This is a genomic window from Bradyrhizobium sp. WSM4873, from assembly GCF_055811355.1.
In genome coordinates, this window is record NZ_JBVVPS010000033.1 from 35,210 (window position 1) to 60,413 (window position 25,204).

Annotated in this window: 22 protein-coding genes, 1 tRNA gene and 1 riboswitch; of the genes, 11 read left to right on the forward strand and 12 right to left on the reverse strand. The window is 65.6% G+C overall.

The genetic code is table 11. The features are described from left to right. Positions 1–10: 10 nt before the first annotated feature. On the reverse strand, positions 11–223 hold the full coding sequence (locus AC0L21_RS31185) for a hypothetical protein (RefSeq protein WP_473265582.1): 213 nt from the start codon (positions 221–223) through the stop codon (positions 11–13). A 190-nt stretch (positions 224–413) separates the two neighbouring features. Next, positions 414–725, reverse strand: a complete 312-nt coding sequence (locus AC0L21_RS31190) for a hypothetical protein (RefSeq protein WP_473265615.1) — start codon at positions 723–725, stop codon at positions 414–416. Positions 726–977: 252 nt separating this feature from the next. Between AC0L21_RS31190 and AC0L21_RS31195 the strand changes: the two genes are divergently transcribed. After that, positions 978–2,024, forward strand: coding sequence for a polysaccharide deacetylase family protein (locus AC0L21_RS31195; protein WP_473265583.1), 1,047 nt, complete (start codon positions 978–980; stop codon positions 2,022–2,024). Between the two features lie 76 nt (positions 2,025–2,100). Here AC0L21_RS31195 and AC0L21_RS31200 read toward each other — a convergent pair whose 3' ends face one another. The 5 genes from AC0L21_RS31200 to AC0L21_RS31220 form a co-directional block, all read right to left on the reverse strand. Further along, on the reverse strand, positions 2,101–2,502 hold the full coding sequence (locus AC0L21_RS31200) for a hypothetical protein (protein ID WP_473265584.1): 402 nt from the start codon (positions 2,500–2,502) through the stop codon (positions 2,101–2,103). Between the two features lie 211 nt (positions 2,503–2,713). Further along, positions 2,714–2,789 (reverse strand) — tRNA-Thr (locus AC0L21_RS31205). Positions 2,790–2,889: 100 nt separating this feature from the next. After that, positions 2,890–4,701: a heme biosynthesis HemY N-terminal domain-containing protein gene (locus AC0L21_RS31210; RefSeq protein WP_473265585.1), complete on the reverse strand. Its 1,812-nt coding sequence runs from the start codon at positions 4,699–4,701 to the stop codon at positions 2,890–2,892. Positions 4,702–4,737: 36 nt separating this feature from the next. Continuing rightward, positions 4,738–5,991, reverse strand: a complete 1,254-nt coding sequence (locus AC0L21_RS31215; protein WP_473265586.1) for a COG4223 family protein — start codon at positions 5,989–5,991, stop codon at positions 4,738–4,740. A 65-nt stretch (positions 5,992–6,056) separates the two neighbouring features. Continuing rightward, positions 6,057–6,803, reverse strand: a complete 747-nt coding sequence (locus AC0L21_RS31220) for a uroporphyrinogen-III synthase (RefSeq protein ID WP_473265587.1) — start codon at positions 6,801–6,803, stop codon at positions 6,057–6,059. Positions 6,804–6,967: 164 nt separating this feature from the next. Here AC0L21_RS31220 and tsaD point away from each other — a divergent pair, with 164 nt between their 5' ends. From tsaD to AC0L21_RS31235, 3 genes are read left to right on the forward strand one after another with little or no spacing between them, the layout of a single operon-like run. Further along, on the forward strand, positions 6,968–8,041 hold the full coding sequence (gene tsaD / locus AC0L21_RS31225; protein ID WP_473265588.1) for a tRNA (adenosine(37)-N6)-threonylcarbamoyltransferase complex transferase subunit TsaD: 1,074 nt from the start codon (positions 6,968–6,970) through the stop codon (positions 8,039–8,041). Between the two features lie 2 nt (positions 8,042–8,043). Next, a complete protein-coding gene (locus tag AC0L21_RS31230) occupies positions 8,044–9,024 on the forward strand; it encodes an NAD(P)H-dependent glycerol-3-phosphate dehydrogenase (protein ID WP_473265589.1) in 981 nt (326 codons plus the stop codon). Positions 9,025–9,026: 2 nt separating this feature from the next. After that, positions 9,027–9,440, forward strand: coding sequence for an EVE domain-containing protein (locus AC0L21_RS31235; RefSeq protein WP_473265590.1), 414 nt, complete (start codon positions 9,027–9,029; stop codon positions 9,438–9,440). Between the two features lie 86 nt (positions 9,441–9,526). Here the strand turns inward: AC0L21_RS31235 and AC0L21_RS31240 are convergent, their stop codons facing one another. Then, a complete protein-coding gene (locus AC0L21_RS31240; RefSeq protein WP_473265616.1) occupies positions 9,527–10,621 on the reverse strand; it encodes an adenylate/guanylate cyclase domain-containing protein in 1,095 nt (364 codons plus the stop codon). Positions 10,622–10,722: 101 nt separating this feature from the next. Between AC0L21_RS31240 and AC0L21_RS31245 the strand changes: the two genes are divergently transcribed. Further along, positions 10,723–11,178: an SRPBCC family protein gene (locus AC0L21_RS31245; protein ID WP_473265591.1), complete on the forward strand. Its 456-nt coding sequence runs from the start codon at positions 10,723–10,725 to the stop codon at positions 11,176–11,178. 13 nt (positions 11,179–11,191) lie between these two features. Here AC0L21_RS31245 and AC0L21_RS31250 read toward each other — a convergent pair whose 3' ends face one another. Further along, entirely contained in the window at positions 11,192–12,361 is a 1,170-nt protein-coding gene (locus tag AC0L21_RS31250; RefSeq protein ID WP_473265592.1) for a DNA topoisomerase IB, read from the reverse strand. A gap of 402 nt (positions 12,362–12,763) precedes the next feature. On the opposite strand from AC0L21_RS31250, the gene acs reads away from it, so the two are divergent. Both acs and AC0L21_RS31260 read left to right on the forward strand, forming a co-directional pair. Continuing rightward, entirely contained in the window at positions 12,764–14,710 is a 1,947-nt protein-coding gene (acs, locus tag AC0L21_RS31255; RefSeq protein ID WP_473265593.1) for an acetate--CoA ligase, read from the forward strand. 444 nt (positions 14,711–15,154) lie between these two features. After that, positions 15,155–15,670: a L,D-transpeptidase gene (locus AC0L21_RS31260; protein WP_007598677.1), complete on the forward strand. Its 516-nt coding sequence runs from the start codon at positions 15,155–15,157 to the stop codon at positions 15,668–15,670. 55 nt (positions 15,671–15,725) lie between these two features. Here the strand turns inward: AC0L21_RS31260 and AC0L21_RS31265 are convergent, their stop codons facing one another. Together AC0L21_RS31265 and AC0L21_RS31270 are read right to left on the reverse strand one after the other, a co-directional pair. Then, a complete protein-coding gene (locus AC0L21_RS31265; RefSeq protein ID WP_473265594.1) occupies positions 15,726–16,313 on the reverse strand; it encodes a thermonuclease family protein in 588 nt (195 codons plus the stop codon). 57 nt (positions 16,314–16,370) lie between these two features. Then, a complete protein-coding gene (locus AC0L21_RS31270; RefSeq protein ID WP_063992276.1) occupies positions 16,371–16,580 on the reverse strand; it encodes a DUF1674 domain-containing protein in 210 nt (69 codons plus the stop codon). Positions 16,581–16,767: 187 nt separating this feature from the next. On the opposite strand from AC0L21_RS31270, the gene AC0L21_RS31275 reads away from it, so the two are divergent. From AC0L21_RS31275 to purH, 3 genes are all read left to right on the forward strand, one after another. Then, the gene (locus AC0L21_RS31275) at positions 16,768–18,114 is read left to right on the forward strand and encodes an RsmB/NOP family class I SAM-dependent RNA methyltransferase (RefSeq protein ID WP_473265595.1); all 1,347 of its coding nucleotides are present in this window, start codon (positions 16,768–16,770) and stop codon (positions 18,112–18,114) included. 156 nt (positions 18,115–18,270) lie between these two features. Continuing rightward, complete coding sequence (locus AC0L21_RS31280; RefSeq protein WP_473265617.1) at positions 18,271–19,989, forward strand: heparinase II/III family protein; 1,719 nt, start codon at positions 18,271–18,273, stop codon at positions 19,987–19,989. Positions 19,990–20,048: 59 nt separating this feature from the next. Next, positions 20,049–20,130: riboswitch (ZMP/ZTP riboswitch) on the forward strand. Between the two features lie 25 nt (positions 20,131–20,155). After that, positions 20,156–21,748 (forward strand): bifunctional phosphoribosylaminoimidazolecarboxamide formyltransferase/IMP cyclohydrolase, encoded by a 1,593-nt coding sequence (gene purH / locus AC0L21_RS31285; RefSeq protein ID WP_473265596.1) that lies wholly within the window; start codon positions 20,156–20,158, stop codon positions 21,746–21,748. A gap of 144 nt (positions 21,749–21,892) precedes the next feature. On the opposite strand, the gene AC0L21_RS31290 is transcribed toward purH, so the two are convergent. Continuing rightward, on the reverse strand, positions 21,893–23,281 hold the full coding sequence (locus AC0L21_RS31290) for an MFS transporter (RefSeq protein ID WP_473265597.1): 1,389 nt from the start codon (positions 23,279–23,281) through the stop codon (positions 21,893–21,895). Positions 23,282–23,380: 99 nt separating this feature from the next. Here AC0L21_RS31290 and ggt point away from each other — a divergent pair, with 99 nt between their 5' ends. Next, on the forward strand, positions 23,381–25,132 hold the full coding sequence (gene ggt / locus AC0L21_RS31295; RefSeq protein ID WP_473265598.1) for a gamma-glutamyltransferase: 1,752 nt from the start codon (positions 23,381–23,383) through the stop codon (positions 25,130–25,132). Positions 25,133–25,204 lie beyond the last annotated feature (72 nt).

Sequence of the window (25,204 nt, forward strand, 5' to 3'; positions counted from 1 at the left end):
TAGCGACGCCTTACTGCCCGTGATCCGTCAGCACCTTGTCGCAGCCTTTGGTGAGCCGCGTACGGTTCTGCTTGAGGCAGGCGAGCACAGCCTGATCGCCATTGTTCATCACCGGGCGGCAGAAGCGCGTGACGTCGCGCGCACAGGCGTCGTGACCGGGCTGCTGCGCGGACGCAGCCGATGCAAACAGAATCAATGGAATGATGAAAAGAATTCTGGTCATCGCGTAATGCCTCTTACCCGGAAGATGTGCGGGGGAAGCTAGAGCGACGATCCCGAGGCCGCAACGGCTTTGTTGGCAGGCGGGCTTGCGCCGCCGCGTGGCCCCGGCTTGACGCCGGGGCACATCGCGAGGGGAGCTTACAGACGCAACGACGCTATCGTGCTGTTACTGGCTCTTATTGACTGTCTCTTTACTGGCTGTCCTGGGCGTCAGCGACCTTGCGTGACGCGCCGCCCTTGGCGAGTTCCTTGTCCATCACAGCGCGGCAACCAGTGCTCAGATCCGAACGATGCTTCATCATGCACGCCGTGATCTTCGGGATGTTCGGGATTTCCGACGAGCACAGACGGAAGGCGTCGCCAGTGCACTGCTGCTGCGCTTCGGACGAGAAGGCGAAACTCGAGCCGGTCGAGGCGATCGAGAGGATGGCGGCAAAGCCCAGAGCCAGGCTGGTGTCGCGGATCTTGCTACTCAAGGACTTGGTGTTCAGCGAGTTGGTCATTTGAAGCTCCCATTGGCACCGCTGGAAGCGGGCCCGTTGTTGATGGGATTGACCATGCTCCAGCAAAACAGTTTCCACTGTGATGACGGTCACGGGAGGCCACCCTCTGTGACTATGGTCACGTTGGCGCACCTCGCTGAAATTCCTTCATATCCGCTGTCGTGTTGGTGTCACGTTAACTGTTCCTTCGCATTAATGGCTCGGCAAGCGGGAAATTCCGCCAGTTTGGTTGCGTAATTGGAAAGAATGGCGATGCGTAATGCGTTGGGCCTGATGCTGGCCAGTGTAGTTGCGGCGGTCGTGATTGCCGCCGGCGGTTGGTTTTATTATTCCTCGCGCGCCGACCAGGCCGCTCCCAAGACGATTGCCGCCCGTGCCGCCGATCCATTGCCGGCACAGGCGAAGCTCGCCGCCAAGGACGACGTCGCGACCACGGCGGCGATTGCGGCCAAGCCGGCGCCAGCCGCCCCGGCGCCCGCACCCGCGCCGATGCCGGTTCAGCAGAAATCGACCTGCGCCAATCCGAACGCGCTCGGCGTCTCCCGCGTGGTCGAGATCGACACCACCGGCGGTCCGGGCTTCGGCTTCGATCATTTCAAGCAGTTCGACTTCCTCACCGACAAGGAGGTCGTGCTGACTTTCGACGACGGCCCCTGGCCGGTCAACACGCCCGCCGTGCTGAAGGCGCTCGCGGATGAATGCACCAAGGGCCTGTTCTTCTCGGTCGGCAAGCATGCGACCTATCATCCCGAAATCCTGCGCCAGGTGCTGGCCCAGGGCCATACCGTCGGCACTCACACCTGGTCGCACGTCAATCTGAACGGCAAGAAGATGACCGAGCAGATGGCCAAGGACGAGGTCGAGAAGGGCATTAGCGCGGTGAAATACGCGCTCGGCACCAACCCGGCGCCGTTCTTCCGCTTCCCACAGCTGCAGCACAATCCGGCGATCGTGAGCTATTTCGGCACCCGCAACGTCGCGATGTTCTCGACCGACATCGACTCCTTCGACTTCAGGAAGGGCGCCACGCCGGAGAAGATCATCGAGACCGTGATGACCAGGCTGGACAAGCTCGGCAAGGGCATCATCCTGATGCACGACTTCCAGAAGCATACCGGCGAAGCGATGCCGGCGCTGCTCGCGCGGCTCAAGGCCGGCGGCTACAAGGTCGTGCAGATGAAGGCCAAGACAACGCTCGAGTCGCTGCCGGAATATGACGAAGCATTGCTGAAGGATCTGAAAGTGCCGACCTCGAGCGCACGTCCGATTGGAAGCGTGGTGCAGACGGTTTCGCAGTAACGCGTCCAGTCCGATCCAAAACTCTTGCGTCATGGCCGGGCTTGTCCCGGCCATGTGCGTTTTGAGAGCAGGCACCTTACCAGTAGATGCCGTGGCGATGCAGCTCGCTGACGATGCGGCCTTCGGTCCAGGAGCGCTTGTGCTTCGGCTTATCCGCTTTGGCGGTGGTCTTCGCGGCGGGTTGGGTCGTCGTCGCGGGCGCTGAGGCCGTCGTAGCCGTCGGGGTGGTCGTGGGTCCGGCGGCCGCCGCAGGCGCAGCAAGCGAAACCGCCGGCGGGCGATCGAGATATTTCGGAGCTTCGGCGGCTGGCGCTGCTTCGCTCACCTGCGTCGGCGCGGCAGCAAGCGCCGGCGCCATTTGCTGAGCCGAAGCCGGCTCGCTCACCGCGGACAGCGACAGGCTGCGCGGGCCTCCGGCCTGGGCAGAGGCAGAGGCAGAGACCAGCACCATGGCGGCCACCAGAATGATCTTGCGCATATGAAATCTCCCCGTGTTTGGCGTGAGCTGGACACTAGGAGAGCCGATCGCGCGGTTATGTGATTACGATCACTCAGGCTGCCGTGCGATATTGATGCCACGCTGATGCAATGGCTGCGCTCGACCGGACTCATCTGCGCAGTGCGCGCATGATGACCGTCTGCGCCGGTCAGAACGTCTGGCGTGCGGAGATCAAATGAGCTGTGAGCGCTGGTGCCGCAAGAGGGATTCGAACCCCCGACCCCGTCATTACGAATGACGTGCTCTACCAACTGAGCTATTGCGGCGAACTCTGCCGGGGCCCGCGCGAGGCCGGTCCCGATACGCGCGCTCCTGATATCGGGCATGGCCCGAATTGGCAAGGTGGAGCCGGCTCCCAAATGCCGCTCACCCACCCCAGCGAGACCAGAATCCGCGCCAGCCGCCGGCCTGGGCCTTTGCATGGTCCCTGGGCGTGCCGATTTGTTCCGTAAATTCATCGCTCGGACCCTCGTCGTCGATCCCGGGATCATCCGGGGCGCGGACGATCGGGATGACGGCGGGAATAGGCGCTGGTGCAGGTTTGCCGAGGTCGGCGCGGGTCCTGAAAACCGGCGTCGCCACCGCGGGCGATGATTCGGCGATCTCAGGGGCAGGTTTGACCGGCTCGGCGGGCGTGACGACCGGCTCTTCGTTGACGGTTTCCTTGGCGGTTTCCTTGGCGGTCTCCTTGACGGCTTCCTTTGAGATTTCATGGGTCTCAAGGGGCGGCGAATTGTCCTGCGCGGCAGGCGCCGGATCCGGCGCGATGACAGCCGGTTCCACGGAGCTCTCGCTCGGGGCCGCCGTCACCCGCTTCGGTGGCGGGGCCGCCAGCATGGCCTCCTCGAAGGCCGAGGATTCGATCATGGCGCCCTTGTCGGATGGAAGACTGGCGACCGGTGCTTGCCACTGGAAGGCGTCGAGGCGGCCGGTGACCGGGGAGACCGGACGCCAGCGGTCGCTGACATAACCGTCCGCAGTCCAGGCTGGATCATGGCGGGCGCGCACCGCGCGCAAGGTCCAGGCGCGGGCCCGGCCGCCGTCACCATGCTCCGTGCGCTCGATCTCGGCCATCAGCAGCGCCACGCGCTGGGTTGGATCGTTGACGTAAGGCGCCAGCACCGCGCGCGCACGGGCGAACTCAGACGCATCGATCGCGGCGCGCGCGATCGCCAGCTGGCCCTCGACATAACCAGCCTTGTCGGCAGGAATCTTGGCCGCAAGCGTCTCGACCCGCTGCAAACGCTGCCGCGCGGAATCGCCGAGCTTCACATGCGCATAGGCATCCGCGAGATCAGGATGCGGATTGGCGAGCCAAGCGGTTTCCACCAGCTTCATGGCGCGGCGTACCTGATGCGCCTCGCTCTCGAATTTTGCGGCGAGCACCGCGGCCGGGACCAGGGTCGGCGCGAGCTTGACCGCCTGCATCACGCTCTCGCGCGCGACGTCGCGGTCCATCGTTTCCAATTCCAGCGCGCGGGCGGCGAGCAGCACGCCGCGCTGGCGGCGATAGGCCTGCTTGTCGATCAGGCCCGCGGACAGATTCGAATCGAGGATCGCGAGCGCGCCGCTCCAGTCACCGCGCGCGCAGCGGAAGCCGAGCACCGCATGCGAGGCCCAGGTCGAGGACGGCGACAGCTTGATCGCTTCCTCGGCGATCATCACGGCGCCGACCGCATCGTCGGCGCGCTGCGCCTCGATGAACAGGCCACGCAGGCCGAGCAGGCGCGTGTCCTCGCGCTCGGCCATGGCACGGAAGACGCGCTGGGCCTCGTCGCGATTGCCCTCGAGCTGCGCCGACTGCGCATGCAAGAGTAGCGCAAGCGGATCGTTTGCGGCCAGCCGCCGCGCGGTATCGGCGTGACGACGGGCAAGCGCGGTGTCGCCATGGCCGATCGCAAGCAGCCCGTGGGTAATGGCGTGGCGGCCCCGCGCATGACGCTTTTCGTGACGACGGCGGCGCAGACGCCCAGGAGCGCGCCAGACCATCGTCAGCAGGCTCCAGACCAGCACGACTGCCGCGGCAAAGAGGCCAAGCAAGAACACGAATCGGGGAAGCGTCGTTGTGGCGCGGAAACTGCCCGCGGTCAGGACGAGGTCGCCGGGCTGATCGGCAACCCAGGCCGCGCCGGCCGCCGCCAGCGCGATCAGGACGAGGAAGAGGACGATGCGAAGCATGACGATCCCTATACGCGCAGATTGTTGCGCGAACCTTTATTGACCAGGCTTGACGAGATCCGCCATGGCGGCGTCGGCGAATTTGCGTGAGGCTGCGAGCGCGGCGTCACGGGCATCGGCCTTGTCGAGCCAGGCCTGTGCCGGTGCGCGATCGGCCTCGGGCAGCGTCTTCAACTCGCGCCGTGCCTCGACGAAATCGTTGCGCAACGCAGCCGCCGTCACCCGCGCGACGATGGCGCCGCGATCAGTCCCCACCCCATCGGTACGCTCGATGCGGACGAGTTTTGACGCCCCCGCCTGAAGGCGCTCGACGATTCCCGTGCCGCTGGCCGGGGCTTCCGCCGGCGGCGACAATTTCGGCACGATGTTGAGGAGTTCGCGACTGAGCGCGACCGGTGTCGGAATGCCTGACGACGCAAAGGTGTCGAGCGGCTTAAGCATATCCGGCTTTGCTGCCAGCGACCGCGCCGCGGCGAGCTGCGATTCGTAAGCGTCGCCGTGGCGAACGGCGACATCGAGCAAGGCCGCCGCCACCACATGGCGCAGCGGCTTGTCGTCCATCGCCTTAGCCTCGGCGATCTTCTCGCTTTGCTGTGCGAGTTCCGCACGTTCGGTTTTGCTGGCACGCTCGAGCTGCGCGAGGCGGCCGTTGAGAGCGGCAATATCTGGCGCGGCAGCAGACGGCGCCGGTTTCGCGTCGTTCAGGGCGCTGGCAGTCTTGTCGGACTGCGCGCGCAGAGTGGCGATGTCGCTGCGCAGGCTCGTTGCGGATTTCTCCAGCGCATCGATCCGCGCCATTATGGCCGGATCGGCGGCAGGCTTGCCCGCCTTGGTTTCGACCGCGGCCACGCGACCGCTCAGCGCCTCGACCGTTGCGCCCGTCACTTGCGGAGCAGCCGGCGCCTGCACCGCAGGCCAGCCCAGCATCCAGCCGACCGCGATCACAATGGCGGCTGCGACAGCGCCGGAGAACGGAGCAATAACCCAGGGTGAAATCGACGGCGATACGGACGCGGACGCAACGGATGACTCTTCCTCGGCAGGTTCGGGCTGCGGCGCGGCATTGGCCTGTTCGGACTTGCCCTCTTCAGACTTTGCCTCTTCAGATTTGGCCTCTTCAAATTTGGCTTGCTCATCGGCGGCCTGTTCGGTCGCGGCCACAGGCTCGCCCACCACCTCCTGCGGCTGGGTCGAGACTTCGGTCGCCTCGAGGTCAATGGTGGGCGGAGTGCGCTTGGCACGGCCGGACTCGGGAGCCAATCCTGCGTCTTCAGGCTTGTCGTCGGCCATCGTGACGGTTCCTCACACTTACATGCCCTAAACGGACCCGATTGCGTCGGATTCGGCCCGACCTCTTACGCCAAACGGGTGCGCAAAGCACGCTCCAAGGTGTCAATTAAGGCATTTTCGTCTGGGGTCGCGGCCACCAGAACCTGCGAGGCACCAGCCTCGCGCAGCACGCCTGCGACCGTCTCGGACAGGCAGCATTGCGGGATCGCCAGAGCCGAGATTTCGACACCTTCGTCCCGCGCGGCCTCCAGGAAAGCCCGCGCGCTGCGCCGGGAGTAATGCAGCACCGCCTCGATTCCATGGGCGGCAAAGCCCTCACAGACATCGCGCGGCAACAGCTTGACCGGAGCCATGCGATAGGTCGTCTGCGTGATGACGTTAAAGCCTTCGGCGCCCAGCTCACTGCCGAGGTCGCGCGACAGATCCGCGCCCGCGAGATAGAGCAGCGTGCTCTTTTTGCTGAGCCGCTTGTCGCGCGCGCTCTGCATCAGCTTGTCGCGCAAGGCGGCGGCATCGCCTCCGGCGACGACCACCTCGGCAAAGCCGGCATCGCGCGCGGCGGCGGCCGTGTGCACGCCGACCGCGAACAGCGGCAGTTCCAGGAGACCAAGGTCCTGCAATTGCGGTGCGACACCACGAATTGCATTCGCCGACGTGACAATGACGGCGCTGTAGCTTGCTTCACTCTCGTCATGGAAGGCGACCGGCTCGAACTTGAGCACCGGCGCGAGCAGCACCACATGCCCCCGTGCACGCAGATTTTCCGACGTCGCCTCATTGTCGGGATGCGGCCGTGTGACAAGAATGGACATCGCTTGTGTTCCCGAGCCACGTGGCGGTGGCGCTTTCACGAGGGACGGCCGCGCGTGACGATTGCGTTGGCCGACCCCGGAATGCTACCGGACGTACCAGAACTCTGCTTTGCGGATCAGCGCAAGGGGGGTGAGAAGGGCGCAAATTGGATAACAATTCGCCAATGCTGGTACTGGGCATCGAAACCACCTGCGACGAGACCGCCGCGGCGGTGATCGAGCGTGCGCCTGACGGCAGCGGCAAGATCCTGTCCAATATCGTGTGGTCGCAGGTCGAGGAGCATGCCCGTTTCGGCGGCGTGGTACCGGAGATCGCAGCCCGCGCCCATGTCGACCGGCTCGACAGCATCATCGACCGCGCCATGACTGAGGCCGGCATCGACTTCGCCCAGCTCGACGGTGTCGCGGCCGCCGCGGGCCCGGGGCTGATCGGCGGCGTCATCGTCGGGCTCACCACCGCGAAGGCGATCGCGATGGTGCACGACACGCCGCTGGTCGCGGTGAACCATCTGGAAGCGCATGCGCTGACACCGCGCCTGACCGACGCACTCGAATTTCCCTATTGCCTGTTTCTCGCCTCGGGCGGCCATACCCAGATCGTTGCCGTCACCGGCGTCGGACAGTATGTGCGGCTCGGCACCACCGTCGACGATGCAATCGGCGAAGCCTTCGACAAGGTCGCGAAGATGCTGGGCCTGCCCTATCCGGGCGGGCCGCAGGTCGAGCGCGCGGCAGCCAGCGGCGATGCCGCGCGATTTGCATTTCCGCGGCCGCTGCAGGGACGCCCCGACGCCAACTTCTCGCTGTCGGGATTGAAGACGGCGGTGCGTAACGAAGCGAGCCGGTTGGTCGAGATCACACCGCAGGACGTCAGCGATCTCTGCGCGAGCTTCCAGGCTGCCGTGCTCGATTCCACCGCCGACCGGTTGAGCGTGGGTCTGAAACTTTTCCGCGAGCAGTTCGATGCGCCGCGTGCGCTGGTGGCGGCCGGCGGTGTCGCCGCCAATCAGGCGATCCGCGGCGCCTTGGATGAGGTTGCGAGGAAAGCCGGAACACAATTGATCATGCCGCCGCCGGCGCTCTGCACCGACAATGGTGCAATGATCGCCTGGGCCGGCGCCGAACGTCTCGCACTCGGCATGACCGACACGATGGAAGCAGAGCCCCGCGCGCGCTGGCTGCTCGATGCGAACGCGACGGCACCGGCCGGATACGGCAAAACGCGCGCCGGATTCTAGCGATGGCCGCATTCCACTCCGTCGCGGTGATCGGCGCGGGCGCCTGGGGGACGGCGCTGGCGATGGTGGCGGCGCGGGCCGGACGGAACGTGACGCTGTGGGCGCGCAATCCCGAGCACGCGACGCGGATCGCATCGACCCGCGACAATCCGCGGCTGGCGGGCGTGCGGCTTGCGCCGGAGATCGTCGTGACGAGCGATCTGGCCCTCGCCGCGCAGGCGGACATGCTGCTGATCGCAGTGCCCGCGCAGCATCTGCGCGGTGCTGTCAACATGCTCGCCTCCCACCTGGAAAAGCCGGTGCCGATCATTGCCTGCGCCAAAGGCATCGAGCACGGCACCCATAAATTCATGACCGACGTGATCGCCGAGGCCGCGCCTCACGCGCAGCCGGCGATCCTGTCGGGCCCGAGCTTTGCCGATGATGTCGCGCGTGGCCTGCCGACCGCGGTCACGCTGGCGGCGAGGGAGGAAGCGCTGGCCAACAGCCTGGTGCAGGCGCTGGGCTCGACGACCTTCCGGCCCTATCACTCCACCGATGTCCGCGGCGTCGAGATCGGCGGCGCCGCCAAGAACGTGCTGGCGATCGCGGTCGGCATCGCGGTCGGGCGCAAGCTCGGCGCTTCCGCCCAGGCCGCACTCACCACCCGCGCCTTTGCCGAGCTGACACGCCTCGGCCGCGCGCTCGGCGCACGCAGCGAAACACTCACGGGCCTGTCTGGCCTCGGCGATCTGATCCTGACCTGCTCGAGCCCACAATCGCGCAATTTTGCGCTCGGCCTGGCGCTTGGCCGCAGCGAGCAGCCGCCCACCGGCAAGCTTGCTGAAGGCGAATTCACCGCGCCGGTCCTGATCGAGCTCGCGGCTTCGCAAAACATCGAAATGCCAGTATCGGAAGCCGTCGCATCGATCCTGACCGGCAGAAGCACGATCGATGCCGCGATCTCGGGGCTGATGGCGCGACCTTTCAAGGCAGAGGAATGAAGATGGCATACTGGCTGATGAAATCCGAACCATCGGTGTGGTCCTGGGACCAGCAGGTGGCGAAGGGCGCCAAGGGCGAAGCCTGGACCGGCGTGCGCAATTACACCGCGCGCCAGAACCTCGTCGCCATGAAGAAGGGCGACAAGGCGTTCTTCTATCATTCCAACGAGGGCAAGGAGATCGTCGGCATCGCGGAAATTATCAAGGAAGCCTATCCCGATCCGACCGACAAGACGGAAAAATTCGTCTGCGTCGACATCAAGGCCGACAAGCCGTTGAAGAGTCCGGTGACGATGGCCGCGATCAAGGCCGAGAAGAAACTCGCCGACATGGCCTTGGTGAAATATTCGCGGCTCTCGGTGCAGCCGGTGACGGCCGAGGAATGGAAGCTCGTCTGCAAGATGGGCGGGATGTAGTGCTGCCGTAGCCCGGATGGAGCGCAGCGTAATCCGGGAAGTCTTCATGTGGCACAAGACCCGGATTGCGCTCCGCTCCATCCGGGCTACGATATCGGAGCTTGTTTCTCCGGCAACGCAAAAACCTCGCATGGCGCGGCAATGCCGCGCAGCGAATGCGATCCGAGCGCGATCAGAGGCATGTCCGTCTCGGCGGCGAGCGCGCCCGACACCAGCACGGGCTTTTCGAGCGGCTTGCACAACCCTTCGAGCCGGCTGGCGAGATTGACGGCGGGACCGATCGCCGTGAAATCGAGCCGGTTGGCGGCGCCGATGTTGCCCCACAGCATTTCGCCGAGATGCAGCGCCGCGCCGAATGCGAGCGACGGCAGAGCTTGGGCACGGCGCTCCGCGTTGAGATACGCCATCCCGGCTTCGGCTGCGCTCGCGGCACGCAGAGCCGCCTCGCACGCGTGACGCGGTGACGCCCCGACCACCGGAAATATCGCGAGCACACCGTCGCCGATGAATTTCAGCACCTCGCCGCCGAAGGCGTGAACCGCGCCGGCGATGCGATCGAACCAGGCATCGAGCGCCGCGATGACTTCGGCAGGCGCTGTGGTTTCCGAAAGCAGCGTGAAACTGCGCAGATCGGCATAGAGCAGCGCGGCCTGTATGGTCTCGCCGAGATCGCGCCGCAGGGGTGCCGCCAGCACCCGCTCCGCGCTACGCTTGCCGAGATAAGCATCCAGCGTCGCGCGCAAGGTTGCACGCGCGGCAAGCACCGCAAGAGGTGTCGCGGCAAAGCGCGCGGCCTGGCGCAAATGCTCGGTCTCGTCCGTGGTGAACGGACGCGGCCCGATCCAGCCGAGCAACGGCCCGTCGGCCCGTCCGACCACGTCCTCGTGCACCTCGCCGTCCGCGATGTCGCGCAACCAGCGGCGGCCGGCGTCGTTGGGCGGGTCGGGCGCGAGGCCGCCTGGTGCGAAGCCGAGCGCTTCGATCACCCGGCCGTTCTCCGCGCGCCACAACCAGGTCCGCTTCGCGATCAGCGGATGCGGCACCTCCAGCGTCAGGCTGCCTGCCGCAAGCGGCACGCCGTCGGCGACCAGATGTGCGCCGAGGTCCGCGAGCAGGCGGTCAGCCCCGGTGCTATCGGCGGCGGCATCGACAAGCCAGGCGAGCGTCGGCGAGAGGTGCATGGCCCGATCATGACGAAGCCAGGCCGTCTTTGTCACGGGCAATCCTTGACGGGCCGCTCGGGCGCCGCCATGTCCCACAGTCAGCCCAGGGATGATCGCCAATGACCGAACCGTTCATAGTGCGACGCGAGAGCCAGATCGCCGCCCCACGCGCCACCGTTTTCGCTTACCTGACCGACCCCGAGAAGATTTTGAGCTGGATGGGTTCCGACGCAACCACGGAGCCGCATCCCGGCGGGCTGTATCTGCTTAAAGGCATCGGCCCCCGCGGCGGCGTTGCCCGCGGCGCGTTCCGCGAAGTCGTGCCGGTGCATCGTCTCGCCTACACGTTCGGATGGGATGGCGGCCAGGAAGTGCCGCCCGGCTCGAGCCTGATCGAGATCGACCTGATCGAACGCGACGGCGGCACATTGCTGCGCATGACCCATAGCGGGCTGCCGACCGAGGAACAGGCTGCCGCACACGCGACGGGATGGGCGCACTATCTGGGAAGGCTCACGACCGCAGCCGCGGGCGGCGATCCCGGTGCCGACAACGGCGTTTCCAACAAGGCGTAACGACGGGAGCGGGTCAGACCGCCGCGGTCGCCACCACCTGCTGCAAAAGTTGCTCACGCCTGGCCTGCGAGCGCTGGCCCTTCATGGTCGCGGCGAAGCGTTCCAGGATGCCGTCCTCGAACGCGGTGACGATGGTATCGTGAACGTAGCTCTTGCGGCAGATCGCCGGCGTGTTGGAGAGCTGATCGGCCGCGCCGCGGATCGCTTCCAGCACCTGCTTCTTGCGGCCGCGTTGGCTGGTCGCAGGCGTGATCCGCGACAGCGATTCCACGACGACGGCAGAGGCCATCAGCGTGCGGAAATCCTTCAGCGAGATCTTGATACCGGCGATCTCGCGCAGAAACGCGTTCACCTGCGTGGTGCTGACCGCGCGCACGATGCCGTAGGGATCGCGATACTGGAACATGCGCTTGCCGGGAACGCCCTGCAAAATCCCGATGGCGCGCACGAGCTTGGCCGCGTCGCACTCCTTGCGCACGGCCTTGCCGCCCTTTGCCTTGAAGGTCAGCACGAAGCTGTCGTCTTCCAGCGAGACGTTGGACTTCAACAGCGTGGTGGCGCCGCGGGTGCCGTTGAGACGGGCATAGGATTCGTTGCCGGGGCGGATCGCGGTACGCGCAATCAGTTCGATGACGGCAGAGAGCGCGAATTCGCGGGTCGGCTCGTCGCCCGACAGGAACGCCGAGACCTTGCGCCGGATCTTGGGCAGCGCGCCGACGAGCTTCTCCAGGCGATGCGCCTTGCGTTGCTCGCGGACCTTCTCCCAATCGGCGTGATAGCGATATTGCAGCCGGCCCGCGGCATCGCGTCCCACCGCCTGGAGATGCGTGCTCGGATCGGCCGAGTAGCGCACCTCGCGATAGGCTGGCGGCACCGCCATCGAATGCAACCGCCGAATGGTGCGGGCGTCGCGGATGTGGACGCCGTTGGGCCGCACGAAGGAATAGCCCTTGCCGCGCCTGATGCGGCGAATGGTCAGCTCGTTCTGGTCGCCGAGCCGCAGGCCCAGTTCCTTGGCGAGGGCCTCGACCGTCGCCGCAGGCGCCGAGTCGAACGCTTTTTTCGGGCTGGGGCGGCCGGAATCGGCCGGTTTCGGCCATTGTCCGAGGGCTTTGGCCAGCGCAACGGCTGCAGGATCGGCTGAAGCGGGCCGCAAAGTCCCGAGATTCTGCTGATCCATCATAGTCTTATGCCTTAGCCCTGTCTGTTATCGGTCAATGCCGCTGTTCTGATTTTTGTTCCAAGGGGTCTCGTTGGACTCGGGTTAGCCACTTAGGGTGTTCCGAACCGCATTGCGAGTCCCGAATCAGTGAGAGGCGGTTTCTAAATACCTCTGCTGGGTGCATGGCGCTCTGCGCGGGCCCATTCAGAGGATCTGGGGCAAAGACCCGAAAGCCGCCCGTGGCCCCTGTTTCAAAACTGCGACAGTCGCTCGAAGCGGCTTGATCCTCCGCATGGCAGGCTGCTCGCCGAAGGTCCAGCTTGTGCACCTTGTCGGGTCCGGTTAGCCCGACGCATAATCGGTTCAACGATCAAGTCGGCTCGCCAGTGGTCTGTGCTCGGCGTGCCGTATGTGGAGGGAAGCATGTCCGAGAAGATCTACGACGTCCCCGCGGAATGGGCGAAGCGCGCCTGGGTCGACCAGGCCAAGTACAAGGACATGTACGCCCGCTCGATCTCGGACCCGAACGCCTTCTGGGCCGAGCAGGCCAAGCGCATCGACTGGATGCACGCTCCGACGAAGATCGAGAACGTCTCGTTTGCGCCCGGCAACATCTCCATCAAATGGTTCGAGGACGGCATCCTCAACGTCGCCCATAATTGCATCGACCGGCATCTCCACGGCCGTGCCAACCAGACCGCGATCATCTGGGAAGGCGACGATCCCTCCCAATCCCGGCACATCACTTACAAGGAGCTGCACGACGAGGTCTGCCGGATGGCCAACATCCTGCGCACCCGGAACGTCAAGAAGGGCGACCGCGTCACCATCTACCTGCCGATGATTCCGGAGGCAGCCTACGCGATGCTGGCCTGCGCGCGGATCGGCGCAATTCACTCCGTGGTGTTCGCCGGCTTCTCGCCCGACAGCCTTGCCCAGCGCATCAACGATTGCCAGTCCAAGGTGATCATCACTGCGGATGAGGGCCTGCGCGGCGGCAAGAAGGTGCCGCTGAAGGCCAATGTCGACGCGGCACTCGCCAAGGCAGACGGCGTCGACTGGGTTGTCGTGGTCAAGCGCACCGGCGGCGCGGTCGACATGAATCCCTCGCGCGACCTCTGGTACCACGACGCCGCCAAGATGGTGACGACCGAGTGCCCGGTCGAGCACATGCACGCCGAGGATCCGCTGTTCATCCTCTACACCTCGGGCTCGACCGGCCAACCCAAGGGCGTGCTGCACACCTCCGCCGGCTATCTCGTGTTCGCCGCGATGACGCATCAATACGTCTTCGATTATCACGACGGCGACATCTACTGGTGCACCGCCGACGTCGGCTGGGTCACCGGCCACAGCTACATTCTCTACGGACCGCTCGCCAACGGCGCGACCACGCTGATGTTCGAAGGCGTGCCGAATTACCCGGATAATTCGCGATTCTGGAACATCATCGACAAGCACAAGGTCAACATCTTCTACACCGCGCCGACGGCAATCCGCGCGCTGATGCAGAGCGGCGACGCGCCCGTGAAGAAGACCTCGCGCGCCAGCCTGCGCCTGCTCGGCTCGGTCGGCGAGCCGATCAATCCGGAAGCCTGGGAGTGGTATCACCGCGTCGTCGGCGACGACCGCTGCCCGATCGTCGACACCTGGTGGCAGACCGAGACCGGCGGCATTTTGATCACGCCGCTGCCCGGCGCCACGAAGCTCAAGCCGGGCTCGGCGACGCAGCCGTTCTTCGGCGTGGTGCCTGAGATCGTCGACGCCGACGGCAACGTGCTGGACGGCGAGACATCAGGCAATCTGTGCCTGACGCGATCATGGCCGGGCCAGATGCGCACGGTCTATGGCGATCACGCCCGCTTCGAGCAGACTTATTTCTCGACCTACAAGGGCAAGTACTTCACCGGCGACGGCTGCCGGCGCGATGCTGATGGTTATTACTGGATCACCGGCCGCGTCGACGACGTCATCAACGTCTCCGGCCACCGCATGGGTACCGCCGAAGTCGAAAGCGCGCTGGTGGCGCATGAGAAGGTATCGGAGGCCGCCGTGGTCGGCTTCCCGCACGACATCAAGGGCCAGGGCATCTACGCCTATGTGACCCTGATGGCCGGCATCGAGCCAACCGAGGATCTGCGCAAGGAGCTCGTCACCTGGGTGCGCAAGGAGATCGGCCCGATCGCTTCGCCCGACCAGATTCAGTTCGCACCGGGTCTGCCAAAGACCCGCTCCGGCAAGATCATGCGCCGCATCCTGCGCAAGATCGCCGAGGACGAGCCGGGCAGCCTGGGCGACACCTCGACCCTGGCCGATCCCGGCGTGGTCGACGACCTCGTCAAGAACCGGCAGAACAAGAAGTCCGCGTAGGGCAGTCTCGTGCCCCGGACGCAGCGCAGCGCTCTTTAGCGGTGCGCTGCTGAGCCGGGGCCCATGCAACGGCAGGCTCTGTAGCTGTCTCGGTCCCGGCCCTGCGTCGCACCGCTTCGCGCTGCGCTGGGGACACGAGACCCATCCCCGCGTTCGCGCCTCCCCGAACAACGGCCGTTCATACCTCACGCACTTGTCAGGCCGCGCCCCGGCGCCCGGGCATCTTTCCCGCTGAGTGTTGTTTTCAGGTCATTTACTTTGTTTCGAACATTTCCTTTGTTCCCCCTGCTGGCTGGCCCTTGGCGGCCGTGCGTGGAAACCATCCGGTTAACAGGCGCGGTTAAGAATGTGCCCTGACAAGGACTTGTAACAAGGACTTGGCGAGCCAGCGATTGCCGGTTTTGCGTAATTTTGGACGGTCCGTTCGGGGCAAGGGGAAAATCGATGTCGATGAGGATTGCTGTGGCGCTGGCCGCCACCGTCGGGGCTGGGGTCTTGATGTCGACGGCGGCGCAGGCGCGGCCGGAAATGGTGGGGACGCACCTGGCCGACTATTCGCCGGGCACCATCGTGGTCAAAACCAACGAGCGTCGGCTCTATCTCGTCCTCGATAACGGCCACGCCGTGCGCTACCCGGTCGGCGTCGGCAAGTCCGGCAAGCAGTGGGCCGGCACCACCCGCATCGACGGCAAGTACCGCAATCCGGCATGGTCGCCGCCTGCCGAAGTGAAGCGCGACAAGCCGAGCATCCCGGACGTTATCCCGGGCGGCTCGCCGCGCAATCCGATGGGCGTCGCCGCGATGACGCTGTCTGGTGGTGAATATGCCATCCACGGGACCAACGTGCCGGGCTCGATCGGCGGCTTCGTCTCCTATGGCTGCATCCGCATGCTCAACGACGACATCACGGATCTCTATAGCCGCGTCTCGGTCGGCACGACGGTGGTCGTGACGCGCTGATCGCCGGCATCAGGGCGAGACGGCAAGAGCCGCGTCCTTCGACGCGGCTTTTTTGTTACCAGAAGCGCCAGCTCCGCGCGCACCAGCCGTCGCGATGGCCGCCATTGTAGCTTCGCGCGTAACCGCCGGCGAGCAACGCCGCCGAGACATTGGCCGTGCGTTTGGTCGCGACGTCGGCGAGAACGCGTCCGTATTTGTCAGATCCGAGATTGGTGATCGTCACGCCACCTTGGCCGAGCAGGTCGCGCAATGCGCGGGCCGCGGCTTCGGCCTTGTCCAGTTCCTCCTGGCAGGAGGCTTTCATCTCGGGTGCATCGATGCCGCGCAGGCGAACGCGCGCGACGAGGTCGCGGCCATCGCGTTGATGCACGCGCGCAAGGAAGGTGTCGCCGTCGATGGTGCGGATGACGTCGACCGGCTCACGGAGGTCAGGACTTGCCTGCTGTAAGATGATTTCGGCGTCTCGCGATTGACCGTCAGTCGCACGAGGGAAGGGCCAATTCATCCCGTGCCGGAACGTGAACACCACGGCCACCACGATTCCGACCACGAACATCCACGGCAACAGGCCTGAGAAGCGGCAGCCAAACGGTGAGCCGCTGTACGAACGCCGATAACGATGGCTTGGATTGAAACGCGACATCCGCGCACGCTAGGGCTGAGTCGGGCAGTCCGGCAAGCGAGCCTCAAAAGACAAGCTTCAGAAGTCGGAAGCGATGCCCTTGCGCTCCCAATCGCCATAGCGGGTCGGCTCGGGTCCTTTTGGGCCCTGCAACTCCTTTGGCGCCGCCTGGCCGTCATTTTTGGCTCGGACTGCCGCAGCCTGCCGGCGCGCTTCGGCCTCGGCCAGCGCACGCTGGGCGGCCGGCGTGAGCGGCTTGCGGTCGGGAACGGAAGGCTGGTCACTCATCGTCGCCTTTCTAGCGCGGGACGGCCCGCGGCGCGACGCCCAATAACGCATTCCTGAAATGGCTCCGAAAGGGCTAAAAAACCCGGAAGCGATTCTTACATTTGGCATATTCGCGTGCCAGAGATCGCCTTCTCAAGGCATGCGCCCGTATCGGCGGAACTGCCGCTCGCTAAGAACCTTAAGCCGCATGCCTTCTCAACGTTTCGCTCCTCCATCCGAAGTGCCCGGTCTCGCGGCGCGGCGGATTGCCGCCGACATCGTCGACGGCGTGCTGCAAAAGCACCGCACGCTTGACGAGCAGCTCGACGGCAGTGGCGCCCATCCCGGACTGAAGACGCTCCCCGACCGCGACCGCGCGCTGATGCGCCGCCTGGTCGCTACCGTGCTGCGCCGGCTCGGCACACTCGGCCATGTGCTGTCCCGCTTGCTCGACAAGGGCATTCCCTCCGATGCGCCGCGCGCGCAGAGTGCGCTGTTGATCGGCGCCGCCCAGATCCTCTGGATGGACGTGCCCGATCACGCAGCCGTCGATCTCTCCGTTCGCCTCGTGCAATCCGACCGGCGCGCCGCGCGCTATGCCGGCCTCGTCAACGCCGTGCTGCGCCGCTGCGCCCGCGAGGGCAAGGCGCTGGTGGACGAGGTTGCGGCGCAGTCACTGGATCTGCCGCCCTGGATGGTCGCACGCTGGAGCGCGCATTACGGCGAAGCAGTCGCAAGGGACATGGCGCTCGCGCTCAGCCACGATCCTTCGCTGGATCTGACCGTGAAGTCGGACGCCGCGCAATGGGCGAGCCGGCTTCATGGCGAAGTGCTGCCGACCGGATCGGTGCGCACGGTGCTGCACGGCGCGGTGACCATGCTTCCCGGCTTCGCCGAAGGACAATGGTGGGTGCAGGACGCCGCCGCCGCGCTGCCAGCCCGGCTGTTCGGCGACATCAAGGGCAAATCCATCGCCGATCTCTGCGCCGCTCCCGGCGGCAAGACCGCGCAACTGGCGCAGGCCGGCGCGCACGTCACGGCGATCGACCGCTCACCCGCCCGGGTGGCGCGGCTGCGCGAGAATCTGACGCGGTTGTCGCTCCAGGCCGAGACTGTCGTCGCCGACGCTGCGGAATGGGCGGGTCCGGCCGATGGCTTCGACGGCATCCTGATCGATGCGCCCTGCACCTCGACCGGGACGATTCGCCGCCACCCCGATGTCTCCTGGCTCCGGCAGGAATCCGACATCGCCGCAATGACCGTGCTCCAGCGGCGGCTGCTGCAAAAATCGGTCTCCCTGCTCAAGCCCGGCGGGACGCTGGTCTACTGTACCTGCTCGCTGGAACCCGAAGAGGGCGAGCATGCGGTCGCCGCGCTGCTGGCCACAGAGCCTGGGCTTCGCCGGGTCCCGATCGATGCGTCCGAGGTGTCGGGGCTCAGCGAGATCGTCACCGCCGAGGGCGATTTGCGCACTCTGCCCAGCCATCTGCCGAACGCCGATCCCAAGCTCGGCGGGCTCGACGGATTTTTCGCGGCCCGGCTCGTTAAATCCTGATTTTGCACTGGATTTTGCAACCACGGCGCTGATTCGCGTCGTTCAAGGTGGTGTCGGCCGTCCGATTTTGGGATTAATAAGGATTCGTCGGAATCCTCTCCCCCATCAAGGCAAGGCGTGTCGGTCGCTCAACGCAGACGTATCTCGACGCTGGTGATGAACCGCTTCGCGCGGAACATGCTCGCGCGCGCGAGCGGCGGTTCCGTCGCCCTGTCGCGGGTCTGGCCCGGCCGCGCCGACCGGCTGATCATCGCGCCGCATGATCTGCGCACCGCGGATGCGACCCGCGCCGCCGAAATATATGCCGGCCGCTTCGTCTTCGCCGGCAAGATCGTCAATTGCCACGGCCGCTCGATCTTCGATCTCGAGCCGCCGTCGGAGGATTGGGAGGTTGCGCTGCTCGGCTTCGGCTGGCTGCGCCATTTGCGCGCCGCCGACACCGCGCTGACGCGCGCGAATGCGCGCTCGCTGATCGAGGACTGGATCGCCAATCCTGCCAGCAAGCGCCGCCCCGTCGCGCGACGCGCCGACGTGCTGGCGCGGCGCGTGATCTCCCTGCTGTCGCAGGCACCGCTGGTGCTCAACGATACTGACAACAAATTCTACCGCCGCTATCTGCGCGCGCTGGCGCGCGAAATCCGCTTGCTGCGCTACACCATGGTCAACATTCCCGACGGAGTGCCGAAGCTCCAGGTGCTGATCGCGCTGTGCTATGCGGCGCTGTGCCTCGCCAACCAGGCAAGTCACATCCGCAGCGCCTCGAAAAAGCTCTCGGATGAATTGCAGCGGCAGATCCTGCCCGACGGCGGGCATGTCTCGCGCAACCCGGGCGCGCTGATCGAGTTGTTGATCGACCTGTTGCCGCTGCGCCAGACCTTTGCCGCGCGCAACATCGCGCCGCCGCCCGCGCTGCTCAACGCGATCGACCGCATGATGCCGATGCTGCGCTTCTTCCGCCACGGCGACGGCAATTTCGCGCTGTTCAACGGCATGAGCGCGACACCCTCGGATCTGCTCGCGACGCTGCTTGCCTATGACGACACCCACGGCGCGCCCATGTCGAACATGCCGCATACCGGTTTCCAGCGCCTCGATGCCGGCCAAACCACCTTGATCATCGACACCGGCCCGCCGCCGGCAGCCAGCGTCAGCCACGACGCCCATGCCGGCTGCCTGTCATTCGAACTGTCCTCCGGCATCAGCCGCATTGTCACCAATTGCGGCATGCCGACCACGGGCCGCGACAATTGGCGGCCGTTCGCACGCGGCACGGCGGCGCATTCGACGCTGACCTATCACGACACCTCGTCATGCCAGTTCGTGGAGATGTCGGCGATGAAGCGGCTCTTGCACGGCGCTCCGATCACCAGTGGCCCCGTCGAGGTCGAGAGCTATCGCGAGATCGTGCAGAACGGCACGCTGCTCACGACATCGCATGACGGTTATCTTACAAAATTCGGCGCGATCCATCGCCGCGTGCTGATGATCGCCAATGACGGCGCGCGCATCGACGGCGAGGACACGTTGTCGCCGCCGCAAGGCGGACGCTTCAAGGGTGCGGATGCCGATTTCGCGCTGCGCTTCCATCTGCACCCGGCGGTGAAGGCGAGCCGGCTGTCCGATGCCCGCGGCGTCATGCTGGTGCTGCCGAACCGCGACGTCTGGACCTTCGAGGCGCTCGACGACAAGGTGGAACTGGAGGACAGCGTGTCCCTGGCCGGCAATGACGGCCCGCGCCGCACCGCGCAGATCGTGATCCGCCAGGATGCGCGGCAGGCGCCCTCGATCCGCTGGAGTTTTGTCCGCTCCACCGCCTCGCCGGCGGTCACGAATGCCCGCAGAAATGCGCGGCGGGAGCCGGAACTTCCGCTGTAAACGCATGCGATTCGGCGCCATCTGATCGTTGTGAAAGCGGCCGAAAACTGCTATCGAGCCCTCGCTCGCGCGACTGGCGACCTTGGATGGAGCACCATCGGGAAGCGCGAGACTGAGCAGCCGCGCGCCTGGGCATAGACACTCCTTCAGACAGAGGATCTTGCTCATGACTGACCATCCCCGCCGCGTCACCCGCGCCCTTCTCTCCGTTTCCGACAAGACCGGCCTGATCGACTTCGCAAAGGCGCTTGCCGCGCACGATGTCGAACTGATCTCGACCGGCGGTACCGCAAAGGCGATCGCCGCGGCCGGCCTGAAGGTGAAGGACGTCTCCGAGCTGACCGGCTTCCCCGAAATGATGGATGGCCGCGTCAAGACGCTGCATCCGAAGGTGCATGGCGGCCTGCTCGCGATCCGCGACAACAAGGATCACGCGGACGCGATGGCGGCGCATGGCATCGCGCCGATCGATCTCCTCGTCGTCAATCTCTATCCGTTCGAGGCGACCGTCGACAAAGGCGCGGGCTTCGAGGATTGCATCGAGAACATCGACATCGGCGGCCCCGCGATGATCCGCGCCGCCGCGAAGAACCATGATGACGTCGCCGTCGTGGTCGAGGCGCAGGACTATCAGGCCGTGCTCGACGAGCTCGCGGCCAACAAGGGCGCGACCACGCTGAAGCTGCGCCGGCGCCTTGCCGCCAAAGCCTACGCGCGCACCGCGGCTTACGATGCCGCGATCTCGAACTGGTTCAATCGCCAGCTCGAGATCGACGCGCCCGACTTCCGCGCCTTCGGCGGCAAGCTGATCCAGTCACTGCGCTATGGCGAGAATCCGCACCAGATCGCGGCGTTCTATGCAACGCCCGACAAGCGGCCGGGCGTCTCGACCGCGCGGCAGCTCCAGGGCAAGGAGCTCTCCTACAACAACATCAACGACACCGATGCCGCCTATGAATGCATCGGCGAGTTCGACGCCAAGCGCACCGCGGCCTGCGTCATCGTCAAGCATGCCAACCCCTGCGGCGTCGCAGAGGGCTCCGACCTCGTCAGCGCCTACCGCAAGGCGCTGGCCTGCGATTCCACCTCGGCGTTCGGCGGCATCATCGCGATGAACCGCGCACTCGATGCCGACACCGCGCGCGAGATCACGAAGATCTTCACCGAGGTGATCATCGCGCCCGACGCAAGCGAGGAAGCGATCGCCATCATCGGCGCGCGCAAGAACCTTCGACTTCTGCTCGCCGGCAGCCTGCCCGATCCGCGCGCATCGGGCCTCACCGCCAAAACGGTGGCCGGCGGCCTGCTGGTGCAGAGCCGCGACAATGCGGTGGTCGACGACATGAGCTTCAGGGTTGTCACGAAGCGCGCGCCCACTGATGCCGAGATGCGCGATCTGAAGTTTGCTTTCCGTGTCGCAAAACACGTCAAGTCCAACACCATCATCTACGCCAAGGATCTCGCCACCGTCGGCATCGGCGCCGGCCAGATGAGCCGGGTCGATTCAGCGCGGATCGCGGCACGCAAGGCCCAGGATGCGGCGGCCGAGCTGAAGCTCGCCGAACCGCTCACCAAGGGCTCGGTCGTGGCGTCGGATGCGTTCTTCCCGTTCGCCGACGGCATGCTCGCCTGCATCGAGGCCGGCGCCACCGCCGTGGTGCAGCCCGGCGGCTCCATGCGCGACGATGAGGTCATCAAGGCTGCCGACGAGCACGGCATCGCCATGGTGTTCACGGGCACGCGGCACTTCAGGCACTAGATCTGTCGTGTACTAAACTCTTAACGGGTCGTCCCGGCGAAGGCCGGGACCCATAGCCCAGGAAGTAGTTTGGTGTGCGGTACTAGCCGCGTCGCGGCAACGAGAAATCACGCGGTATGGGTCCCGGCCTTCGCCGGGACGACACTAATTTTCCCGCACCCGCATCAATAGCGCCAGCCCCGCGACGAAGAACACCACCAGCACGGCCATGCCGGCCTTCTGGCTCGCCGTCACCGCGGTGATCACGCCGATCAGCAGCGGGCCGATGAAGGACGTCACTTTTCCCGTCAATGCGAACAGACCGAAATACTGCGCGATGCGGTCCTTCGGTGCGAGACGGATCAGGAGCGTGCGCGAGGCGGCTTGCAGCGGACCGCCGGCTGCACCGATCAGGCAGCCAAGCACCAGATAAGCGCGCTCTGACGCAGCGGCGAACAATGCACCGCCGGGCGTGGGCGGCGCGACCTTGATGAAGAAGATCGAATCCTTGTCGACCAGCAGGATCGCCGCTAGAGCCAGCAGCAGGATCAGCATGCTGCCGGCGATCACGCGCTTCGGCCCGAAGCGATCGTCCAGCTTGCCGCCAAACCACGCGCCGAACGCGCCGGCGATCGCGAGCATGATGCCAAAGGTGCCGATCTGGATCGTGTGCCAGCCGAACGTGCCCGCCGCATAGATGCCGCCGAAGGCAAACAGCGACACCAGACCGTCGGTGTAGATCATGTTGGCGAGCAAAAACGCCGCAAGCGATTTCTGCTGCGGCAGACCCTTGATCGATTGCTTCAGCTCCGACAGGCCTTCGTGCAGTGCCGCGCGCAGCGGACGCTTCGCCGGATAATCCGGCGTGAACAGGAACATCGGCGTCACGAAAATGATGAACCACAGCCCGGTCAACGGTCCGGCGGCGCGGTCGCCCTGATGGCTGACGGGATCGAGCCCGAACAGAGGCGTGAAGCCGAGCAGCGTGCGGCCGGTCTCGGGATTCGCGGCGAGCAGGCCAAGCACGATGATCAGGCTGACGATGCCGCCGACATAGCCCGTTGCCCAGCCGGTGCCGGAAAGGCGCCCGATGCGCTCTGGGGGCACCAATGTCGGCATCATCGCATTGTTGAACAGCGTGGCGAATTCCGCGCCGACGCTGGCGAGCGCGACCGCGATGAGCAGCGGCGGAATGATCGAGGGGTCGCCCGGCTTGCCGATCCACAGCGTGCAGGATGCCAGCACCAGCGCCGCGCCGAATCCGGCGATCCATGGCTTCCTGCGGCCCGAAGCATCGGCGATAGCCCCGAGCACCGGCGACATCAGCGCGATCGCGAGGCCGGCGGCAGCCATCGCAAAGCCCCACAGCGATTGCCCGGTGGCGGGATTCGGCGCAATGCCGGTGGCGAAATAGGGCGCGAACACGAAGGTCGTGATCAGCGTGAAATAAGGCTGCGCGGCCCAGTCGAAGAAGATCCAGCTGACGACCGCGCTGCGCGGCGGATAGGTCCGCTGCGCGCCGGCGATGCGCGCATCCGGGGCGATCGTCGTCACTCCACAATCCTCATCACGAACAGTTTTGCCTCTGTCGGGGCGAACCGTATAGCATTGCAGCGCTGCATGTGAACTGCCCATGGCCATTACGGAAGTTTGATGATGTCGTCTTTTTCGACGCGGCGGACATTTTTCGCCTTCCTTGCCACTCTGGCGTTCGGACTTCCGACCGCGACCGCGCAGGATGCGCGGCGGGCCTATGTGCCGCCCGCGCTCGACACGGTGCATGCCGTTCCCGCCGAGCACGGCATGGTGGTGGCGCAGGAGAAAATCTCTGCGCAGGTCGGTGCCGACATCCTGCGGCGCGGCGGCAATGCCGTCGACGCCGCGGTCGCGACCGGCTTTGCGATGGCCGTGACCTATCCGCGCGCCGGCAATATCGGCGGCGGCGGCTTCATGGTGATTCATTCCACGGAGCGCAACGAAGACATCACGATCGATTATCGCGAGACCGCGCCGGCCGCGACCACACCGCAGATCTTTCTCGGGGCCGACGGCAAGCCAGATGCGGCGAAGTCACGGGATTCAGCGCTCGGCGTCGGCGTGCCCGGCACTGTCGCGGGTCTTGCGCTGGCCCTGGAAAAATATGGTTCGGGCCGGTTCACGCTAGCGCAACTACTCCAGCCCGCGATCGCGCTCGCCCGCGATGGCTTCCTTGTCGGCGACGACATCGCCGACACGCTGCCGGGCTGGCACAAGCGGCTGGTGCGCTGGCCCTCCTCAGCCAGGATCTTCTCGCGGCCTGATGGCACGTCGCTTAGTGAAGGCGACCGGCTGGTGCAGAGCGACCTCGCCGAGACGCTGTCGGCTGTCGCCGCACAGGGCCCGCGCGGCTTCTATGAGGGGCCGGTCGCGGAGAAACTCGCCAAGGCCGTGGCTGACGCGGGCGGCATCATGACGCCGGCCGATTTGCAATCCCATCGGGCGGTGATCCGCGCGCCAGTGCGCGGCACCTATCGCGGCTATGACATCGTGTCGATGCCATTGTCGTCGTCGGGCGGCGTGGTGCTGGTGGAGACGCTCAATATCCTCGAAGGTTTTCAGCTCGCCGATCTAAAGCAGGGATCGCCGGCCTCGCTGCATCTGCTGATCGAGGCCATGAAGCGCGCCTATGCGGACCGTGCGCGCTATCTCGGCGATCCCGCCTTCGTCAACGCGCCGATCGGGACGCTCACCGCCAAAGACTACGCCGCCAAGCTGCGGGCAACCATCTCCGCCGATCGCGCCACGCCTTCGAAACAGCTCGTTTCCACCGCGACCTCACCGCATGAGGGCAGCAACACCACGCATTTTTCCGTCGTCGACGGCAGCGGTAACGCGGTCAGCAACACCTATACGCTGAACTTCAGTTACGGCCTCGGCCTCGTCGCCGAGGGCACCGGCGTGCTGCTCAACAACGAGCTCGACGATTTCACCGCGGCGGTCGGCGCGTCCAATGCCTATGGCCTCGTCGGCTTCGAGGCCAATTTGCCCGGTCCGGGCAAGCGGCCGCTGTCCTCGATGTCACCGACCATCGTCCTGAAGGACGGCAAGCCGGTTCTGGTGACGGGCTCGCCGGGCGGCAGCCGCATCATCTCGACCGTGCTCCAGGTGATCGTCAACGTCCTCGATTACAAGATGGATGTCGCGGCCGCCGTGGCGGCACCGCGGCTGCATCACCAATGGCTGCCCGACGAGGTCCGGGTCGAGGGCGGCTTTCCCGATAATGTGCTGCTCGAGTTGAAGGCGATGGATCATCTCATCGTCACGCCGATGGGGCAGACATCGGCGAATTCGATCGCGGTGACCGCCAACGGTCCGCTCGGCGCGCCCGATCCGCGTAGCCGGGGTGCGGAGGCAGCGGGGCAGTAACTCTGTCCTTGCATGGCGCGAAGGCCGGGCGACCGGCTTGCGTGCGCCGCCGCGCGTGCTACCACCGCGAGA

What these genes read in the sequence shown, in the direction of transcription:
- AC0L21_RS31235 (WP_473265590.1), top strand. Translation starts at nt 9,027, where the DNA reads ATGGCATACTGGCTGATGAAATCCGAACCATCGGTGTGGTCCTGGGAC.
- AC0L21_RS31190 (WP_473265615.1), bottom strand. Translation starts at nt 725, where the DNA reads ATGACCAACTCGCTGAACACCAAGTCCTTGAGTAGCAAGATCCGCGAC.
- AC0L21_RS31275 (WP_473265595.1), top strand. Translation starts at nt 16,768, where the DNA reads ATGCCTTCTCAACGTTTCGCTCCTCCATCCGAAGTGCCCGGTCTCGCG.
- tsaD (WP_473265588.1), top strand. Translation starts at nt 6,968, where the DNA reads ATGCTGGTACTGGGCATCGAAACCACCTGCGACGAGACCGCCGCGGCG.
- AC0L21_RS31280 (WP_473265617.1), top strand. Translation starts at nt 18,271, where the DNA reads ATGAACCGCTTCGCGCGGAACATGCTCGCGCGCGCGAGCGGCGGTTCC.
- AC0L21_RS31185 (WP_473265582.1), bottom strand. Translation starts at nt 223, where the DNA reads ATGACCAGAATTCTTTTCATCATTCCATTGATTCTGTTTGCATCGGCT.
- AC0L21_RS31265 (WP_473265594.1), bottom strand. Translation starts at nt 16,313, where the DNA reads ATGTCGCGTTTCAATCCAAGCCATCGTTATCGGCGTTCGTACAGCGGC.
- acs (WP_473265593.1), top strand. Translation starts at nt 12,764, where the DNA reads ATGTCCGAGAAGATCTACGACGTCCCCGCGGAATGGGCGAAGCGCGCC.
- ggt (WP_473265598.1), top strand. Translation starts at nt 23,381, where the DNA reads ATGATGTCGTCTTTTTCGACGCGGCGGACATTTTTCGCCTTCCTTGCC.
- AC0L21_RS31230 (WP_473265589.1), top strand. Translation starts at nt 8,044, where the DNA reads ATGGCCGCATTCCACTCCGTCGCGGTGATCGGCGCGGGCGCCTGGGGG.
- AC0L21_RS31210 (WP_473265585.1), bottom strand. Translation starts at nt 4,701, where the DNA reads ATGCTTCGCATCGTCCTCTTCCTCGTCCTGATCGCGCTGGCGGCGGCC.
- AC0L21_RS31220 (WP_473265587.1), bottom strand. Translation starts at nt 6,803, where the DNA reads ATGTCCATTCTTGTCACACGGCCGCATCCCGACAATGAGGCGACGTCG.
- AC0L21_RS31250 (WP_473265592.1), bottom strand. Translation starts at nt 12,361, where the DNA reads ATGATGGATCAGCAGAATCTCGGGACTTTGCGGCCCGCTTCAGCCGAT.
- AC0L21_RS31240 (WP_473265616.1), bottom strand. Translation starts at nt 10,621, where the DNA reads ATGCACCTCTCGCCGACGCTCGCCTGGCTTGTCGATGCCGCCGCCGAT.
- AC0L21_RS31215 (WP_473265586.1), bottom strand. Translation starts at nt 5,991, where the DNA reads ATGGCCGACGACAAGCCTGAAGACGCAGGATTGGCTCCCGAGTCCGGC.
- AC0L21_RS31260 (WP_007598677.1), top strand. Translation starts at nt 15,155, where the DNA reads ATGTCGATGAGGATTGCTGTGGCGCTGGCCGCCACCGTCGGGGCTGGG.
- AC0L21_RS31270 (WP_063992276.1), bottom strand. Translation starts at nt 16,580, where the DNA reads ATGAGTGACCAGCCTTCCGTTCCCGACCGCAAGCCGCTCACGCCGGCC.
- AC0L21_RS31195 (WP_473265583.1), top strand. Translation starts at nt 978, where the DNA reads ATGCGTAATGCGTTGGGCCTGATGCTGGCCAGTGTAGTTGCGGCGGTC.
- purH (WP_473265596.1), top strand. Translation starts at nt 20,156, where the DNA reads ATGACTGACCATCCCCGCCGCGTCACCCGCGCCCTTCTCTCCGTTTCC.
- AC0L21_RS31245 (WP_473265591.1), top strand. Translation starts at nt 10,723, where the DNA reads ATGACCGAACCGTTCATAGTGCGACGCGAGAGCCAGATCGCCGCCCCA.
- AC0L21_RS31200 (WP_473265584.1), bottom strand. Translation starts at nt 2,502, where the DNA reads ATGCGCAAGATCATTCTGGTGGCCGCCATGGTGCTGGTCTCTGCCTCT.